The organism is Mucilaginibacter rubeus (assembly GCF_014643835.1).
GTDB classification, from domain to species: Bacteria; Bacteroidota; Bacteroidia; order Sphingobacteriales; family Sphingobacteriaceae; genus Mucilaginibacter; species Mucilaginibacter rubeus.
The window spans coordinates 25,763-43,350 of sequence record NZ_BMKD01000003.1; the positions used below are offsets into that span (position 1 = coordinate 25,763).

The 17,588-nt window shown below is 43.3% G+C and carries 15 protein-coding genes; 13 read left to right on the plus strand and 2 right to left on the minus strand.

The window, feature by feature from the left end; all coding sequences use genetic code 11:
* Nucleotides 1-414 carry a DUF5655 domain-containing protein gene (locus IEX80_RS10600; protein WP_229701595.1) on the plus strand — a complete coding sequence of 138 codons (414 nt, stop codon included), beginning with the start codon at nt 1-3 and terminating at the stop codon, nt 412-414.
* A gap of 186 nt (nt 415-600) precedes the next feature.
* Here IEX80_RS10600 and IEX80_RS10605 read toward each other — a convergent pair whose 3' ends face one another.
* On the minus strand, nt 601-2,550 hold the full coding sequence (locus tag IEX80_RS10605; RefSeq protein ID WP_090531981.1) for a KUP/HAK/KT family potassium transporter: 1,950 nt from the start codon (nt 2,548-2,550) through the stop codon (nt 601-603).
* A 257-nt stretch (nt 2,551-2,807) separates the two neighbouring features.
* Between IEX80_RS10605 and IEX80_RS10610 the strand changes: the two genes are divergently transcribed.
* From IEX80_RS10610 to IEX80_RS10665, 12 genes are all read left to right on the plus strand, one after another.
* Nucleotides 2,808-3,263, plus strand: coding sequence for a T9SS type A sorting domain-containing protein (locus tag IEX80_RS10610; protein ID WP_175490060.1), 456 nt, complete (start codon nt 2,808-2,810; stop codon nt 3,261-3,263).
* Nucleotides 3,264-3,476: 213 nt separating this feature from the next.
* On the plus strand, nt 3,477-4,088 hold the full coding sequence (locus IEX80_RS10615) for a fumarylacetoacetate hydrolase family protein (protein ID WP_129570998.1): 612 nt from the start codon (nt 3,477-3,479) through the stop codon (nt 4,086-4,088).
* A gap of 2 nt (nt 4,089-4,090) precedes the next feature.
* Nucleotides 4,091-5,809 (plus strand): M23 family metallopeptidase, encoded by a 1,719-nt coding sequence (locus IEX80_RS10620; protein ID WP_188832871.1) that lies wholly within the window; start codon nt 4,091-4,093, stop codon nt 5,807-5,809.
* Between the two features lie 15 nt (nt 5,810-5,824).
* On the plus strand, nt 5,825-6,286 hold the full coding sequence (gene bcp, locus IEX80_RS10625) for a thioredoxin-dependent thiol peroxidase (RefSeq protein WP_188832872.1): 462 nt from the start codon (nt 5,825-5,827) through the stop codon (nt 6,284-6,286).
* Nucleotides 6,287-6,338: 52 nt separating this feature from the next.
* Nucleotides 6,339-7,184 (plus strand): transketolase, encoded by an 846-nt coding sequence (locus IEX80_RS10630; protein ID WP_090531971.1) that lies wholly within the window; start codon nt 6,339-6,341, stop codon nt 7,182-7,184.
* A gap of 92 nt (nt 7,185-7,276) precedes the next feature.
* A complete protein-coding gene (locus IEX80_RS10635; protein WP_090531969.1) occupies nt 7,277-8,242 on the plus strand; it encodes a transketolase family protein in 966 nt (321 codons plus the stop codon).
* A gap of 31 nt (nt 8,243-8,273) precedes the next feature.
* Complete coding sequence (locus IEX80_RS10640; RefSeq protein WP_090531966.1) at nt 8,274-8,828, plus strand: RNA polymerase sigma factor; 555 nt, start codon at nt 8,274-8,276, stop codon at nt 8,826-8,828.
* 51 nt (nt 8,829-8,879) lie between these two features.
* Entirely contained in the window at nt 8,880-9,926 is a 1,047-nt protein-coding gene (locus IEX80_RS10645) for a hypothetical protein (protein WP_188832873.1), read from the plus strand.
* A gap of 17 nt (nt 9,927-9,943) precedes the next feature.
* Complete coding sequence (locus IEX80_RS10650; protein WP_090531962.1) at nt 9,944-10,450, plus strand: hypothetical protein; 507 nt, start codon at nt 9,944-9,946, stop codon at nt 10,448-10,450.
* A gap of 319 nt (nt 10,451-10,769) precedes the next feature.
* Nucleotides 10,770-11,963, plus strand: a complete 1,194-nt coding sequence (locus tag IEX80_RS10655; RefSeq protein WP_188832874.1) for an aspartate aminotransferase family protein — start codon at nt 10,770-10,772, stop codon at nt 11,961-11,963.
* Between the two features lie 449 nt (nt 11,964-12,412).
* The gene (locus IEX80_RS10660; RefSeq protein WP_188832875.1) at nt 12,413-14,689 is read left to right on the plus strand and encodes a glycosyltransferase family 4 protein; all 2,277 of its coding nucleotides are present in this window, start codon (nt 12,413-12,415) and stop codon (nt 14,687-14,689) included.
* On the plus strand, nt 14,690-15,694 hold the full coding sequence (locus IEX80_RS10665; protein ID WP_188832876.1) for a glycosyltransferase family 4 protein: 1,005 nt from the start codon (nt 14,690-14,692) through the stop codon (nt 15,692-15,694). It abuts the gene before it with no gap.
* Nucleotides 15,695-15,775: 81 nt separating this feature from the next.
* Here the strand turns inward: IEX80_RS10665 and IEX80_RS10670 are convergent, their stop codons facing one another.
* Entirely contained in the window at nt 15,776-17,479 is a 1,704-nt protein-coding gene (locus tag IEX80_RS10670; RefSeq protein ID WP_188832877.1) for a M3 family oligoendopeptidase, read from the minus strand.
* Nucleotides 17,480-17,588: the final 109 nt, after the last annotated feature.

A 17,588-nucleotide genomic window follows, 5' to 3' on the forward strand; every position in this document is an offset into this window, starting at 1 on the left:
ATGTGGACCTGCCCTTTATGCGAACGTGAATTTACCGCCACCAACCAGGTGCATTCATGCCGCGACAGGGAGCTATCGGAAGCGCTAAGCAGCAAAACGCCCCATACCATAGCGCTGTTTGATCATTTGATTGATGAGTACCTGCAAATTACCGAAATTAAAGTTTATCCTACCAAAAGCATGATAGCATTGGGAGCAAGGATAAACTTTGCTTATGTTACCCAATTAGGTAAAAACTTTATTGATGTGGTATTTCCCTTTAAACAGGTTTATGACGATAACCTGTGCTTCAGTAAAATAAAACAAGTGCCCGGCACCGATCAGTATAATCACTACTTCAGGATGTATTTTAAGGAAGATATTAATGATGAAGTGCGGAAATATATGCGGATGGCTTGGGAAAAAAGTAAATAACTATATAACTACCGCAGGCTTTCAGCCTGTGGGTGGCATAATGTAAGCTTTCAGCTTACACCCTTGAGCTGAAAGCTCAAACCATGGTATACCACGGGCTGAAAGCCCGCGGCAGATTGAGCGACAGAATGTAAAAAGAAAAGCCTCCCGTTTCCGGAAGGCTTTCAATATTAAAAAGGATTGCAATTAATTAACCCTGTGGATTTCAATTGCCTCAGGTATAGCAAGTACCAGCGGTACTTTCTCTACCGTTACAAAACTCAGGTCGAGGCCGAAACCGCGCTCTTCGGATAAGCTCACTTTTTTAAGCTGCTTGTAGTAATCCATTATAAATCTTTCGATGAATGACAGGTTGTGTGAGCGTGAGAAGATCTTTTCGATCACCACAAAACGGAAATCGCCGACAATTTTGTGCCTGTTCAGTGATTTATAAGTGCTGGTAATATCAACCTCGCCTTTTTTAACCAGGTCTTCTACTACTTTCCTGAATAGCAGGTTTATTTGCTGTTCAACGCGGAAACCGAGCTTAAAGTCAATCCGGATGAGTTTGTTTGGCACTAAATGGTCAACTTCGTATTCGCGTTTGTAAGGTTCGTCCACTACGTCAACGTGTACCAGCCAATAAACATCGGCACGTTTAGGCTGTTTTTGAAGTATAGAATAAACAATTTTTGATTCGATTTCTGAATTGAAGTTGGCGCTGGTTAAATAAACCAACTGCGAAGCATATTTAGGCACACTTTCGTCGGAGCTTAACTCCTTTATAATGTCAAAATAGTCTTCTATCTCAACAAACTTCACATAGCGGTTCCTGATCTTGCGGGCGGTATGCCAGGTCCACATCACAGTAAACAATACAAAACCTATCGACAGTGTAAACCAACCGCCATCTAAGAACTTATGCAGGTTACCGGTAAGGAAGGTTCCTTCAATAAGCAGGTAAACCGCCAAAAACGTATTGATGATATAATTGGGCACTTTTTTGCGCTTCAGGAATTTGGATACCAGTATGGTAGTCATAAGCATGGCTACGGTAATACTTAAGCCGTAAGCAGCCTCCATTTTATCCGAGTGTTTGAATATCAGCACCACACCTAAACAACCGGCCCAAAGCAGCCAGTTAACGCTGGGCACATATAACTGTCCTTTTTGCTCTGATGGGTAGTTGATCCTAACTTTTGGCCAAAGATTAAGCCTTACCGCTTCGGCAATGAGCGTAAACGAACCTGATATCAGCGCCTGGCTGGCAATGATGGCCGCTACTGTAGCTATGCCGATACCATATATCAGGAACCATGTTGGCATGATTTGATAAAAAGGGTTTTGAGCGTTAAGGTCCATAACGTGCCCGTTACGTTGTAGCAGCCAAACTGCCTGGCCTAAATAGTTTAGGATAAGGCAAATCTTAACATAAACCCAGCTTACGCGGATATTGGCTTTACCGCAATGACCAAGATCGGAGTACAATGCTTCGGCACCCGTGGTACACAGAAACACGGCACCTAATATAATGAAGGCGCCATCGCTTGAGCTTGAGGTAAGCAATTTAATGGCATAGTACGGGTTTAACGAGCGGATAACCCATGGATCATGTACGATATAGGTAACACCTAAAAAGCCCATCATCGTAAACCAGACGAACATGATAGGCCCGAATGCCTTACCTACCAGTGATGTGCCGAATTGCTGTATGATAAATAAAGCGGTAATAATGGCCATTACCACATATACAGTAGGCAAATTAGGGTAATAGGTTTGCAAACCTTCAATGGCCGATGATATGGTAATTGGCGGGGTAATAATGCCATCGGCCAAAAGGGCGCAGCCCCCTACAACCGCCGGTATAATAAGCCATTTTGCTTTACGCCGTACTAATGAAAACAGCGAGAAAATGCCGCCCTCACCCTTGTTATCGGCCCTTAGGGTTATCACCACATACTTTAAAGTGGTTTGCAGGGTTAATGTCCAAAAAATGAGCGAAACACCTCCAAGAATTAATGTTTCTGAAATTTGACGCTGGCCAACTATAGCCTTGAATACGTATAATGGGGAGGTACCAATATCACCGTAAATTATTCCTAAACTGATTAGAAAGCCCGCGGCCGACAGTTTATGCAGATCTTTATGATTTGACACTTTTATGATTTAGAGATGGCAAAAATATTAATTTTTTTGGTTAAACCATTACAATGATTAAACGTATAAGGAAATTATGTGTCTATTGTACAATAAGGCTGTGCATTTTGTTAAAATTTGTTAAAAAGTTTTACAAAAACACTAATATTTAATGGGATGAGGGCATTATTTATACTTTTGTAGAATCATACTAAATAATGAGGCGAAATTTTACATATTCTTATGTTTATACCTATACATGGGTCGTGATAATTGCGATGGCAATTTTCGTGAATTTCGCCTTTGTTGCCGATGGTCATTCGCTAAAGTCTGATACCGTGTATCTTAGGGGTAAAACTAAAGCCGCCAAAACGTCTTATTTAAAGAATGGCTTGCACCTTTCGCTTCCCCCTTTGAAGCCCGCTGTTACTTCAAGTGTAAAACTGAATGTATCCCGACCGGATGATAAACTACTGACTGATGTGCAATTATACCCTAACCCGGTAACTGACCAGATCAACCTTAAATATTCCATATCGCGCAACACCAACGTAACCATTAAAATAATGGATGTGCTGGGCAACGATATTTCTACCCTGTTTTCGCAAAGGGTTGAATCCGGCGATCATAATTTGAATTATCCCATCAGCAATAAACTGGTCCGCGGCTTTTATTTTGTGCGCGTTGTAGCCGGTACTGAATCTGTTATCAAAAGGATTTCGGTTATTAATTAAATTCGATTAAACTTAATTTTTTCATTTTTGACTACCCCGGCGGGGCAAAAGGTTTGTAGCAATTGAATGAACCCCATTTTGGGCGTGCCAGAGGTACGCAACTTGCCTGCGTAAGTTTTACTTGAGGGGAACGTCAAATTATTAATACAACATTATAAACCTTCCTCCCAAACCCATCAATTTTTTTAGCTTTGGCGATTATAGCGTTCATTTATGAAAATTATTGCCATTGGCCGCAACTACGCCGAACACGCCAAAGAACTCAATAACCCGGTACCCACAACGCCGGTTATCTTCATGAAGCCCGATACGGCATTATTAAAAGAGAACAAGCCTTTTTACCATCCCGATTTTTCGGAAGATGTTCACCATGAAATTGAATTGGTTTTGAAGATCAGTAAAGAAGGCAAGCACATCAGCGAGAAATTTGCCGCTAATTACTACGAAGAAATTGGCTTAGGTATTGACTTTACCGCACGTGATGTTCAGGCACGCCACAAAGAAAAAGGTCTTCCCTGGGAACTGGCTAAAGCCTTTGATGGCTCGGCGCCCATCAGTACTTTTGTGCCTAAGACCAAGTTTGAATCTGTTTATGATATCAACTTTAAGCTGGATATTAACGGCGAAACCCGCCAGCAGGGCAACACCCGCGATCTGCTTTTTTCGTTTGAGAGCATCATCGCCTTTGTTTCAAAATACATCACCCTAAAAAAGGGCGACCTAATATTTACCGGCACCCCACCAGGTGTATCAAAAGTAAAAATCGGCGACAGACTTGAGGGATACCTCGAAGATGAGAAAATGCTCGATTTTTACGTTAAGTAAGCATGATAAAAAAAATATTGGTTACAGGCGCAATGTGTTTGGCGCTTTATTCAAACGCATTTGCTCAAAATATTATACAAAGCAGGGCTTACCCGCAAAATTATTTCAGGTATCCGCTTGATCTTACGCCACCCACTACAGCCGGTTCATTTGGCGAGTTAAGGCCGTCACATTTCCACTCCGGGCTCGATTTTAAAACCAACCAGCGGACAGGCTACCCTGTGCATGCAGCTGCCGAAGGTTATATATCAAGGGTACGTGTTCAGTTTGGCGGTTTTGGGAGGGCTATTTATATTACCCACCCCAATGGGTATACTACGGTTTATGGTCACCTGCAAAGTTTTAGTCCAGCGGTTATTGAGCTGGTAAAGAAATACCAGTACGAGCACCAAACCTACGAAGCCGATTTTAAACTTACACCAACACAGGTGCCGGTAAAAAAGGATGAGGTGGTAGCCATTTCAGGAAATGCCGGTGCATCGGCCGGGCCGCATGTGCACTTTGAGATCAGGGACAGTAAAACAGAGGAAACTATCAATGCACAGCTATTTGGTTTAACCATTCCTGATAAAGTGCCGCCTACAATTACCGCTATTGGTATCTATCACCTCAACGGAAAACCGTTCAGCGAAAAAACGCCCAGGGAGTTTTTAGGCGTTACGGGCTCAGCAGGTAATTATCATCTCCTTAAACCACAAACGCTGGAACTAAGCGGCAATATCGGATTCGGGATTAATACCACCGATATGAACAGCACGTCGTTTAATCATAACGGCGTTTATTCTATAGAGCTAAAACTGGATGGCAAAACCGTGTATACCTTTGCGGTTGAACGTTTCGCGTTTGATCAGACCCATGCCATCAATGCGTATATAGATTACCCTGCATTTGAATCATCCCGCAGGTGGATGCAGAAATGCTTCATCCTGCCCGGCAGCCGGATTTCATTGTATCCGCAATCGGTAAATAACGGCATTATTACGTTCGATGATAACGCGACGCATGATGTGGAGTATATTGTAAAGGATGTGGCGGGCAATACAGCATCGCTTAACCTGAAGGTTAAATCATCTCCGTTTACAAACCCACAGCCTGTGAAACCTACCGGTACTATGTTTTACTATGACAAGCGGAGCGAGTTTAGCAACGACAAAGTGAAAGTGATCATTATGCCAGGTAACCTTTATGATGACCTTGATTTTCAATATTCAGCATCAGCCAAACCTGCAGGTGCTTATTCTGCCGTGCACCATATCCATAACCGGTTAACGCCCATTCACGATAATTATGAAATCTGGATCAAGCCCGATGTCGACCTGGGTAAGTACACTGATAAGGCGGTTATTGTAAGTTCATGGGGAGGCTGCCAGGGCGGTTACTTTAAAGATGGCTATGTGATATCGCAGGTAAGTGCCTTTGGCGACTATTATATCAAGGTAGATACGGTAGCCCCGGTTATTCGCCCGCTCAATATCAAAAATGGGAGCAATATGAAGGCTGCCCGCAGTATTAATTTTAGAATGAGCGATAATTTATCAGGAATTAAGAACTATACAGGCACAATTGATGGTAAATGGGTGCTAATGGAACATGATTATAAAACTAAAATATTAAGTTACACCTTTAATAGCGATATTGCACCCGGTAAACACGTGTTTAAGTTGACTTTAGTTGATAACAAGAATAATTTTTCGGAATTTTCCGCCGATTTTTCCAGATAAGTACCTAAATAAGCCATGACAACATTAAAAGAAGGCGATAAAGCTCCTGCTTTTACCGCTAAAGATCAAAACGGCAAAGAAGTATCCCTTGCCGATTATAAAGGCAAAAATGTGATCCTTTACTTTTATCCTAAAGATGATACCCCCGGCTGTACTGCCGAATCATGCGATTTCAGGGATAACTATCAATCACTTTTAAGCAAAGGTTTTGAGGTGATAGGGGTAAGTACCGACGACGAAAAATCGCACAAAAAGTTTGAAACCAAATATAGCCTGCCATTTACCCTGATAGCGGATAATGAGCTTAAAATTGTAGAAGCTTACGGCGTATGGGTTGAAAAAAACATGTACGGCAAAAAATATATGGGTACAGCCCGTACCACATTTATAATTGATGCAGAAGGGGTTATTACGCATGTGATAAATAAGGTTGATACCCAAAACTCATCTCAGCAGGTGCTCGATCTTGTAAAATAAGTGTTAAAAACACAATCAAAATAGCTACTTTAGCAGTTCCTAAATTCCATTAATGAAAGCAGACTTACAAACATTAGAAAAAACCGCGTCACAAATCAGGCGCGACATTGTACGCATGGTACATGGCTGTCAATCAGGCCACCCGGGCGGCTCATTGGGCTGTACCGATTTCTTTACCGCATTGTATTTTTCGGTAATGAACCACGATCCTAAATTTAATATGGATGCAGTTGGCGAAGATATTTTCTTCTTGTCAAACGGCCATATTTCCCCCGTGTTTTACAGCACATTGGCACATGCCGGTTATTTTGATAAAGCCGAACTGGCAACTTTCCGTAAACTGAACGCGCGTTTACAAGGTCACCCAACCACACATGAGCATCTTCCGGGTATCCGTATTGCTTCGGGTTCATTGGGACAGGGTTTATCGGTAGCTATCGGCGCTGCATTGGCAAAAAAATTAAACGGTGATAAATCATTGGTGTTTACCCTGCATGGCGATGGCGAGATCCAGGAAGGCCAGATTTGGGAAGCTGCAATGTTTGCCCCGCACAATCATGTTGATAACCTGATCTCAACTATCGATGTTAACGGTCAGCAAATTGATGGTCCAACCAAACAGGTACTTTCATTAGGCGATCTTCGCGCTAAATGGGAAGCTTTTGGCTGGGATGTATTGGATATGAAAGGTAACGATATGGCCGATGTGGTTAGAGTGCTTGAAGAAGCAAAAAGCCGCACAGGTCAGGGTAAACCGATCATGATCCTGATGCATACCGAAATGGGGTACGGTGTTGACTTTATGGTGGGCAGCCACAAATGGCACGGTGTTGCGCCAAATGATGAGCAGCTTAAACTGGCTTTAGATCAGTTAGAGGAAACACTGGGCGATTATTAGTCCCTGGCCCCCTGAAGGGGAAGTTTAGAAACATCAGTTTAATTATTACGATTTAATGCCAATCCCTCTCGATTGCAGGGGGAATTTGAACAATGAAAAAATACACTTACACAGATAAAAAAGATACCCGCTCGGGCTTTGGCGCCGGGTTGCTGGAAGCAGGCCAGAAAAATGATCAGGTTGTTGCACTTTGCGCCGACCTTATTGGTTCGTTAAAAATGAACGATTTTATTAAAGCATTCCCTGAGCGTTTTGTACAGGTAGGTATTGCTGAAGCTAACATGATCGGTATTGCTGCCGGTATGACCATAGGCGGTAAAATCCCTTTTACCGGAACTTTTGCAAACTTTTCAACCGGTAGGGTTTATGATCAGATCCGCCAGTCGGTAGCTTACTCAAACAAAAACGTTAAAATTTGCGCTTCACATGCCGGTTTAACTTTGGGCGAAGACGGTGCTACCCACCAGATTTTGGAAGATATAGGCCTGATGAAAATGTTACCAGGCATGACTGTTATCAACACTTGCGATTACAACCAAACCAAAGCCGCTACTGTTGCTATTGCTGAGTATGACGGCCCGGTTTACTTACGTTTCGGCCGCCCGGTTGTTCCGATCTTTACCGATCCCGATCAAAAATTTGAAATTGGTAAAGCATGGATGGTGAACGAAGGCGCTGATGTAAGTATCTTTGCTACAGGTCACCTGGTATGGCAGGCTATCCTTGCGGGCGAAATTTTAGCAGAGCAGGGTATCGATGCCGAGATCATCAACATCCACACCATTAAACCGTTGGATGAAGAGGCTATTTTGAAATCGGTTGCCAAAACAGGCTGCGTAGTTACTGCCGAAGAGCATAACCGTTTGGGTGGCTTAGGCGATAGCGTTGCACAGGTGCTTGCAGTGCACAATCCATCACCACAGGAGTACGTAGCTGTAAATGACAGCTTTGGCGAAAGCGGTACACCTGAACAGCTGATGACCAAATACGGCCTGGATGCAGATCATATTGTGGCGGCGGTGAAAAAGGTGATAGAAAGAAAAAACAAAAAAGGTTAATTAAACCTTTAACATTAATAAAATTCTAAAAATGTCGGTACAGGTTGAAGATTCAGAGATATTAAGCAAGTTTCAGGACGAAAAGACCCGGAATGAAGCATTTAACCTGTTGTTGAAAAAATACCAGCAAAAAATATACTGGCACATCAGGCGCATGGTTGTTGATCATGACGATGCTGATGATCTGGTTCAGGATGTTTTTGTAAAGGTTTGGAAAAACCTGGCCGGTTTCAGAAACGACGCGCAACTGTACACCTGGATGTACAGGATAGCATCCAACGAATGCATTACTTTTTTGAATAAGAAAAAACAAAAAAATAATGTTTCGTTGGATGATGTTGCTTATGAGCTGGCCGATACACTGGCCGACTCAACCTACTTTAACGGCGATGCTGCGCAGCGTAAGCTACAGGAAGCACTGCTTACCCTGCCCGAAAAACAACGGCTTGTTTTCAATATGAAATATTATGAAGACATGAAGTATGAAGAAATGTCGCAGGTTTTGGGTACCAGCGTGGGGGCTTTAAAGGCTTCGTTTCACCTGGCAGTCAAGAAGATAGAAGCTCATTTGCTTGGCAGGGATTAATTTTTTAATTTACGTTAAACCTTTTAGCACTATACCAATCTATAGTTGTGTATGAAAAGCGATATGGACAATAGGGAATGGCTGGATGATTTCATCGCGCTGAAACAGGTTAGCAAAACTAACCCGTTTACAGTGCCTGACGGCTATTTCCATGAGTTAGCGCAGCACATTACAACACGTATAAGGCTTGAGGGATTAAAAAACTATCCATCTGCAGGGTATACCATACCCGAAAATTACTTTGACGAGCTAAGCAGCAACATCCGGAGCCGTATAAATATTGAGCGTGCTTTTAGCGCCGGTGATTCGGGATTTACCGTTCCCGAAAATTATTTTGATGAGCTGAGCAGCAATATTCAAAGCCGGATTGTGGTTGATGAAGCCATGAATGCGGGAGAGGGCTTCACGGTGCCCGAAAACTATTTTGACGAGTTAAGCAGCAATATCCAAGGCCGTATAGCGGTGGGGGAGGCTATGAACCTGGCTGATGAAGGCTTCTCTGTACCCGAAAATTACTTTGATGAACTGAGCAGCAACATCCAAAGCCGTATAGCGGTTGAAGAAGCCATGGGCAATGAAGAAGGGTTTACTGTTCCTGAAAATTATTTTGAGGAGCTAAGTGCCAATATTCAAAGCCGCATAGCAGTTGAGGAAGCAATAAATGCCGGGCACGAAGGTTTTGTTGTACCGATTGATTACTTTGATAAGCTTAACCAGCGCATCCTGGATAAAACAGTTAATGCTGAAGTTGAAGAGGAGCAGGAGATTGATAATGTTATAAGCATTAACAAAGCAAAACCTGTACAGAAAAAAGGAATGGTGAGAAGGCTTTGGTTGTCGCCAACCATCAGGTATGCTACAGCGGCCTGCTTTGCTTTAATATTAGGTGTGGGTGTTATTTTCAGGGGAGATATCCAGGCGCCGGATCATAACCATTCTTACTTGCATGAGCAGGTATCATCGGTGCCGGTTGATGAAATAAAAAGCTATCTTCAGTTACACATGGACGCAAGCGATACCCGTACGCTGATAGATGCAAACCAAAAAAGCAACACAAGTAATGCAGACGAAGATCTGTCGGATTATATAGATAATTAAACAGAGGAAAAAATTTAATGAGTAAATTGATCAGGCATATTTGTATTGTGTTATTTGTTATGGCATTAGGCTATGAAGCTGTGGGGCAGGTTAACCGCTTTGTTCCGGCTCAAACGCCCTCAAGGCCCCAACTTAACCCGGTACGTCCTAATGGCAACAAAAAGGGCGCTATGGGTAAAAGACTTGAGGCTGCCCGTAACAGGTATATCAGCCGCCAGCTTGATCTTACTGATGAAGAGGCTAACAAATTTTGGCCGCTTTATAATCAGTACCAGCAGGAGCTTACTGCTGTACGCATTCTGAAGCGTTTAAATAACTCCACTTCATCAACCAACGGCACCGAGCAAATAGATAAGGAAATCTATTACGAAAGCCAGCTGGTTGGGATCCGTAAACGCTACCGCGATTCCTTTGCCAAGATCCTTCCGCCCGAAAAGGTGAGTGTCCTGTACAAAAGCGAACAGGAATTTAACGATGAGCTCATCAAACAACTCAGCGAACGCAGCGAGAGAGCGGGGAATTAGGGGTAGTGATTAGAGGTTGGAGTTTAGAGATTAGGTTTCTTTTCTTCCTAATAAATCAAGATCATTTTAAAAATACGTTTACAGATGGATTTTCGTCCATCTGTTTTAGTTTATCTTTGTCGGTAAATCTAAGTAGGTCATCATTGCGGACCTAAGACTTACGAAGTTTTTAAAACTTCGTAAGTCTGGGTTCTACTACTCGTCATTGCGAGGTACGAAGCAATCCCCTATAAGCAGAGCCGCTCTGTATAGTTCGCGATTGCTTCGTACCTCGCAATGACGGTTTGGATTTTAACAGTTTTGAATACAACTTAACAACATGCCAACTCTTCGCCAGCTTTTTTTAGCCAATAACGCGCAAACCACTAATTTTCCTTTATTGCTTGAATTTGAGCGTGCCGAAGGTATTTATATGTACAATGCGGAGGGCAAGCCTTATATCGACCTGATCTCGGGCATTGGGGTAAGCAGTCTTGGGCACAGCAATCTTTATGTTATTAATGCGATAAAGGAGCAGGTTGATAAATACATGCACCTGATGGTTTACGGCGAGTATGTACAGACCCCGCAGGTGCGCTTTGCCGAAAAGCTTGTTTCCGTATTACCGGCGCCCCTCCAGTCGGTATATTTTACCAACTCGGGTGCCGAGGCCGTTGAGGGGGCATTAAAGCTTGCCAAGCGTTTTACAGGCAGGCAGCAGGTTGTGGCTTGTCTTAACTCATATCATGGCAGCACACATGGCGCATTGAGTGTTATGGGCAATGAGGAGTTTAAACAGGCTTATCGTCCTTTATTACCGGGCGTAAATTTCATCCGTTTTAATAACCCGGAAGATCTTATGCTGATAACTCAAGAAACCGCCTGCGTGATTATCGAAACCATCCAGGGTGAGGCCGGCGTCCGTGTGCCGGATCTTGCATATATGCAGGCTTTACGCGCCCGTTGTGCCGAAACCGGTACGCTGTTGATCCTGGATGAGATCCAGGCGGCGTTTGGACGGACAGGAAAGCTTTTCGCGTTTGAGCATTTTGATATCGTACCAGATATCCTGTTACTGGCAAAAGCTTTAGGCGGCGGGATGCCGATAGGGGCGTTCATTTCATCAAACCAGATCATGGACGCGTTAAAGGAAAACCCGATCCTTGGTCATATCACTACCTTTGGCGGGCACCCTGTATGCTGCGCGGCAGGTTTAGCGGCACTGGAGTTTCTGCTGGATAACAACCTGGTATCCGGCGTAGCCGAAAAGGAAGCTTTGTTTCGGGATTTGCTTGTACACCCGGCTATACAACAGGTACGCGGCAAAGGCCTCATGATGGCTATCGAACTGGAAAACTTCGAGCTCAATAAAAACATAATTGACCGTTGTATCGAAAACGGTGTAATAACCGACTGGTTTTTACATTGCAGCAACTCCATGCGTTTGGCGCCTCCTTTGATCATTACCCACGACGAGATCAGGAAAGCTTGTGATGTAATTATAGAAGCGATTGATTTCTACACTAATAAATAAAATATAACATTCCTCCTCGTGAAATGAGGAGAAATCTTCTGCGGACAGTTAAGAAACCATGCAAATCCAGCCTCGATTGTGTATATGATTTCTCTTTCGCGTTAACGCGAAATCTCATTACTGCTCTATACTAAATGAAAAGAAGTTTTCTTCAGCCCATTTGCGAATCAAAGAAAGCCGACAAGCACAACGATGTTTGGCTAAGTCAATTCTGTGCTATTCTTCCTTGTAAATTGCCTGTTACAACACCTTCATAATTCATAAGGATTATAGTTTGAGTTAAATTGGTATGGTTTGTGTATTTATAGCAATGCCTATAAAAACAATGCTTTCAGTGTCCTAAAGGCAATAAATAAGGTCACTGATGCATCTTTTTAAGGTCACCCTGCTTTTACAATTAATTAAATGTTGTAAAACGAACTATCAAAGCATCTATACACAATCTACATATGAAAATAGCATATATATCAACCTATCCCCCCCGCGAATGCGGTCTTGCAACATTTAATAATAATTTGATGCGTGCCATCAGTTCAAATTTCCCTGAAAGGCACACCTTAGCACAAAATGGCTTTGTTGTGGCACTTAATGATTCGGAAAACCTGCAGGAATATGAATACCCGGAGGAAGTTAAATATATCATTCGTCAAAATCACCAGAAAGATTATATCCGTGCGGCCAATTATATCAACACCAGTAATGCCGATGTATGTATTATGGAGCATGAGTTTGGCATTTACGGCGGCGAAAGCGGCATTTATATTTTACCGCTGATCAATCGTCTCGAAAAGCCATTGATCTCTATTTTGCATACAGTATTGAAAGACCCGAGCTATGTGCAGCGCATCATTATTCGCGAAATTGCCGAGCAATCATCGAAGGTTGTGGTGATGAGCAAACGTGCTGTAGATTTCCTGACCAATATTTATGAGATCCCTGCCGACAAGATCCAGATCATAGAGCATGGCGTACCTGATGTGGAAGCCCCTGCCGAGAATCCGGTGAAAAGCTTGTCGGCTTTTAAAAACAAAAGGGTGATGTTAACCTTCGGTTTGCTAAGCCGCAACAAAGGTTTGGAAACCGTAATAAAAGCATTGCCTAAAATAGTAGCGAAACACCCTGATGTGATGTACGTGGTATTGGGTAATACACATCCCGGGGTTATCAAAAGTTCGGGCGAGGAGTATCGAGATCATTTGAAATCACTTGCGGCGCAATTAGGGGTGTCAAAGAACCTGGCATTTATTGCCAAATTTGTGTCGGAAGAGGAATTGGTAAATTATTTAACTGCCTGCGAAATTTACGTAACACCATATTTAAACGAAGCACAGATCACCAGCGGTACCTTATCATATGCGGTTGGTGCGGGTGCAGCTGTGGTTTCGACTCCATACTGGCATGCTACCGAATTGCTGGCCGAAAAGCGTGGCAGGCTATTTGATTTTAAAAATTCGGAAGCGCTGGCCGATACCGTTATTGAATTACTTGATCAGGACCGAGTGCTGAACGAACTGAAAGAAAACGCTTACCAATATGGTTTGCATTTACGCTGGCCTGTTATTGGTGCCGAATTTATTAAAGTGGCTCAGGAATCACTGGTACGTTTTGATTTCAGTGATAAAATTCTGCGTAACAGCATTGTTGATCCGGAGATCCTGCCGAAATTCAGCTTGACCCACGTATTGCGGCTAACCGATGATACCGGGATTGTACAACATGCCAAGTACGGGATCCCGAATTTAAAAGAAGGTTATTGTTTGGATGATAATGCCCGTGCGCTCATTATGGCACTAATGGCTTATCAGCGTAACGGGAGCCGGGAAGCATTTGAACTGCTGCCTATTTACCTGAGCTACATCCACTATATGCAAACTGATGATGGTAATTTCCGCAACTTCCTGAGTTTTGACAGGCGCTACCTGGACGAGGTTGGCTCGGAAGATTCATTTGGCCGTACCATTTGGGCCCTTGGTCATTTGATTGGCTGTGCGGCCAGCAATTCATACCGTGAATTCGCCCTGGAGATCTTCCATAAATCGGTGCCGCATTTTTCAGCGCTGAAACATTTAAGGGGTGTGGCCAATACTATAATTGGTATCAGTCTTTACCTGCAGGTTTACCCTACAGACGAGGGTATGGTTAAAATATTGGCCAACCTTACCCAGCCATTAATTGATGCCTATAACAACACCCAGGCTGATGATTGGCAATGGTTTGAGGAAAAGATGACTTACGATAACGCCATCCTGCCGCTGGCCTTACTGCACTCATGCGAGATTACCGGTAATGAGGAAGCCAGGAAAATAGCTTTGGCAACTATGGCTTTCCTTGATCAGCTTACTTTATCAAACGGATATTTAAGTCCTGTTGGAAATGATGGCTGGTATTACCGTGGCGGCACATTCCCAACATTTGATCAACAGGCTATTGAAACCATGGCTATGGTGCTGATGCATTTCCAGGCATACCAGATCTTCAGGATACCGCAGTATATTGAAAAAATGTTCCTGAGCTATAAATGGTTCCTTGGCGAAAATACTTTGCGGGCACCGCTGTATGACCATGAAACCAAAGGCTGCTGCGATGGTTTGCTGCCTGGCGGCATTAACCGTAACCAGGGAGCTGAAAGTACACTGGCTTATCTGATATCGCACCTTACGGTGTTGAAAGCCTTTGAGCTGGAATACGAATACAATAAATACGGCCAAAAAATGCAGATCTGTTAAATGAAGGTAGCTGTATTAGCCTCTGTTGCCTGGCGCACGCCGCCCAGGCACTACGGGCCCTGGGAGCAAATAGCATCAAATATAGCCGAAGGGATCATCAAAATGGGGGCGGAGGTAACACTCTTCGCCACGGGCGATTCGATAACCGCGGGTAAACTTGATGCCATTTGTGATACAGGTTACGAGGAAGACAGAACGCAGGATGCCAAAGTGCTGGAATGCCTGCATATTAGTAACCTGATGGAAAAGGCCGGTCAGTTCGATATCATTCATAATAACTTTGACTTTTTGCCGCTTACATATTCAGGCCTGATTAAAACGCCACTACTCACTACCATTCACGGGTTTTCATCATCAAAGATCATCCCGGTTTATAAAAAATATAATAGCCGGGGGCATTATGTTTCTATCAGCAATGCCGACCGTAGTCCTGAGCTTGATTATTTAGCCACGGTATATAATGGCCTCGATACCCGTGATTTTCAGTTTTATGAACAGCCGGATGATTACCTGTTGTACTTCGGTCGTATCCATCCCGATAAAGGAACTGCCGAAGCTATCGATATCGCCAAAAAAAGTAAACGGAAATTACTGATAGCTGGTATAGTTCAGGATACCAACTACTTTAAGGAAAAGATAGAGCCATTGCTTTGTGCCAATGTGGAGTATATAGGCCATGCCGGACCTGATAAGCGCCGGGAGCTTTTAGGCAGAGCTTATGCACTGTTGCATCCCATCAGCTTTGATGAGCCTTTTGGCCTGAGTGTGGCTGAAGCAATGCTATGCGGTACGCCGGTCATAGCTTTTAACCGGGGCTCGATGCCAGAATTAATCAAAAACGCACAGACCGGCTTTTTGGTTAATAAGGTTGATGAAGCCGCCGAAGCAGTTGGCTGGCTCCGTCAGATTAGCAGGGCTGATTGTTATGACTGGGCAAATTCGCAGTTTTCGAGCGATAAAATGGTGAAGGATTATTGGGAGTTGTATAATAGGGTATTGGATTAAAAGCAAAAACTGCCGCGGCAGACAGGTATAAAAGAACAAAAGCGCCATTTGGCGCTTTTGTTCTTTTATGAAGAATTTATCTTAATTCAATTTATCCAACTCTGCTTTAACAAACTCAGCCAGTTCTTTTACATAGGCCGCGCTGAAGTCAAACTTGATCCCTGCCGTTTCATAAATCTCTTTAATAGTTTTAGTATAACCGAGTTTAAGGGCATCTAAATATTGTTGCAAACCCTTTTCAGGATTTTCTTTGTAGTTTTTCCATATAGCGATAGCGCCTAACTGGGCCATGCCGTATTCGATATAGTAAAATGGCACCTCGAAGATGTGTAGCTGTTTTTGCCAAAGATTTGCTAATGCTTCGCGATGTTCGCTCCAATCGGCAAAACCCGCGCCGAATGGTTCAAAGATCTCGATCCAGGCGGTTGTACGGTCGGCATCGGTATGGTCGGGGTTGGTATAGATCCAGTGCTGAAACTGATCGACAACGGCTACCCAGGGCAGGGTTTTCAAAACATCAACTAACTGATCACGTTTAGCGCGTTGAAGATCTTCCTCATTATCAAAATACACATTCCAGTTATCCATCGAGATCAGCTCCATCGACATGGAGGCTAATTCGGCAACTTCGGATGGGCAATGTTTAAAATCATTCAGTTCCAGATCGGCAGTAAGGAAAGTGTGTACCGCGTGACCGCCCTCATGTACCATAGTGGTTAAATCGCGAAAGGTATTGGCCGAATTCATAAAAATGAAAGGTGCGCCGGTTTCGGCCAAGGGATAGTTGTAACCACCCGGGGCTTTGCCTTTACGGCTTTCCACATCAAACAGACCATTATCTTTCATGATCTCCAAACGTTCGCCTAAATAGCGATTGATGTTGCTGAAGCACTGGATAGATTTCTCGATCAGGTCTTCGCCATTTTGGAATGGTTTAAGGGCTGGTTTGCCAGAAATATCCACATCCATATCCCATGGCTTAAGCGTAGGTAAGTGCAAAGCCTCGCGGCGCTTTTCGGCCTGGGTTTTTAGAATAGGTACTATTTCGGTTTCGATAGCTGCATGAAAAGCATAACAATCATGCGGGGTATAATCAAAACGGCCTAAAGCCTGGAACATATAATCGCGGAAGTTTTCAAAATTGGCGTTTGTTGCCACTGTGTGACGAAGCTTACGCAAATGATCGAAAAGTTCATCAAGTTTGTCTTTATCCTGTAAACGGCGGCTGGTGATCTTTTCCCAAACTTCCTGGCGTTTAGCACGATCAGTGCCTTTTAAAAATACGGAAGCTTGTTCTAAAGTAAATTCCTTATCATCAACATGAACAGACATGGAACCGGTTATAGATTGGTACTTCTGCTGTTCCACCTGGATTTCGGTTTGTACCGGGATATTTTCCTCGCGGAAAAGTTCCAATGCTTTTTTTACGGCCCGTAAAAAAATAAAATATTTTTCGCCATCCAGTTTATCAACAAACGCGCTGGCAACCAGCTTTTTGTTCAGTTCGTTACTATATGGAGCAATTTTGGGCTCAACTTCGGTAGCAAAGTACTGGAACATTTGAAGCAAGTCTTCGCTGGTGGTATCGCAGGTCATGCGGATATAGCGCCATGCGAAATCTTCTTCCAAAGCTGCTTCCAGCTCACTTTTATCGCGCAGCCATTTCTCCAGTTCTTCAACTGAGTGGATTGGACGATCTAATAATTCTTTATAAAAAGGCTCAAGGGTTTCCCATTTAATATCAAGGGAAGCCGGGATATATGTTCTTGTTTTTTTGTGGATCATGATTTTTAGATGTGCAGATATGCAAATATGCGTATTTAGTCCGTAAGTCCGCAAGTCGGAAAAGTCCGTAAGTTGGAATTAAAAAGAAGATATTCCTATTAAAAAAGCC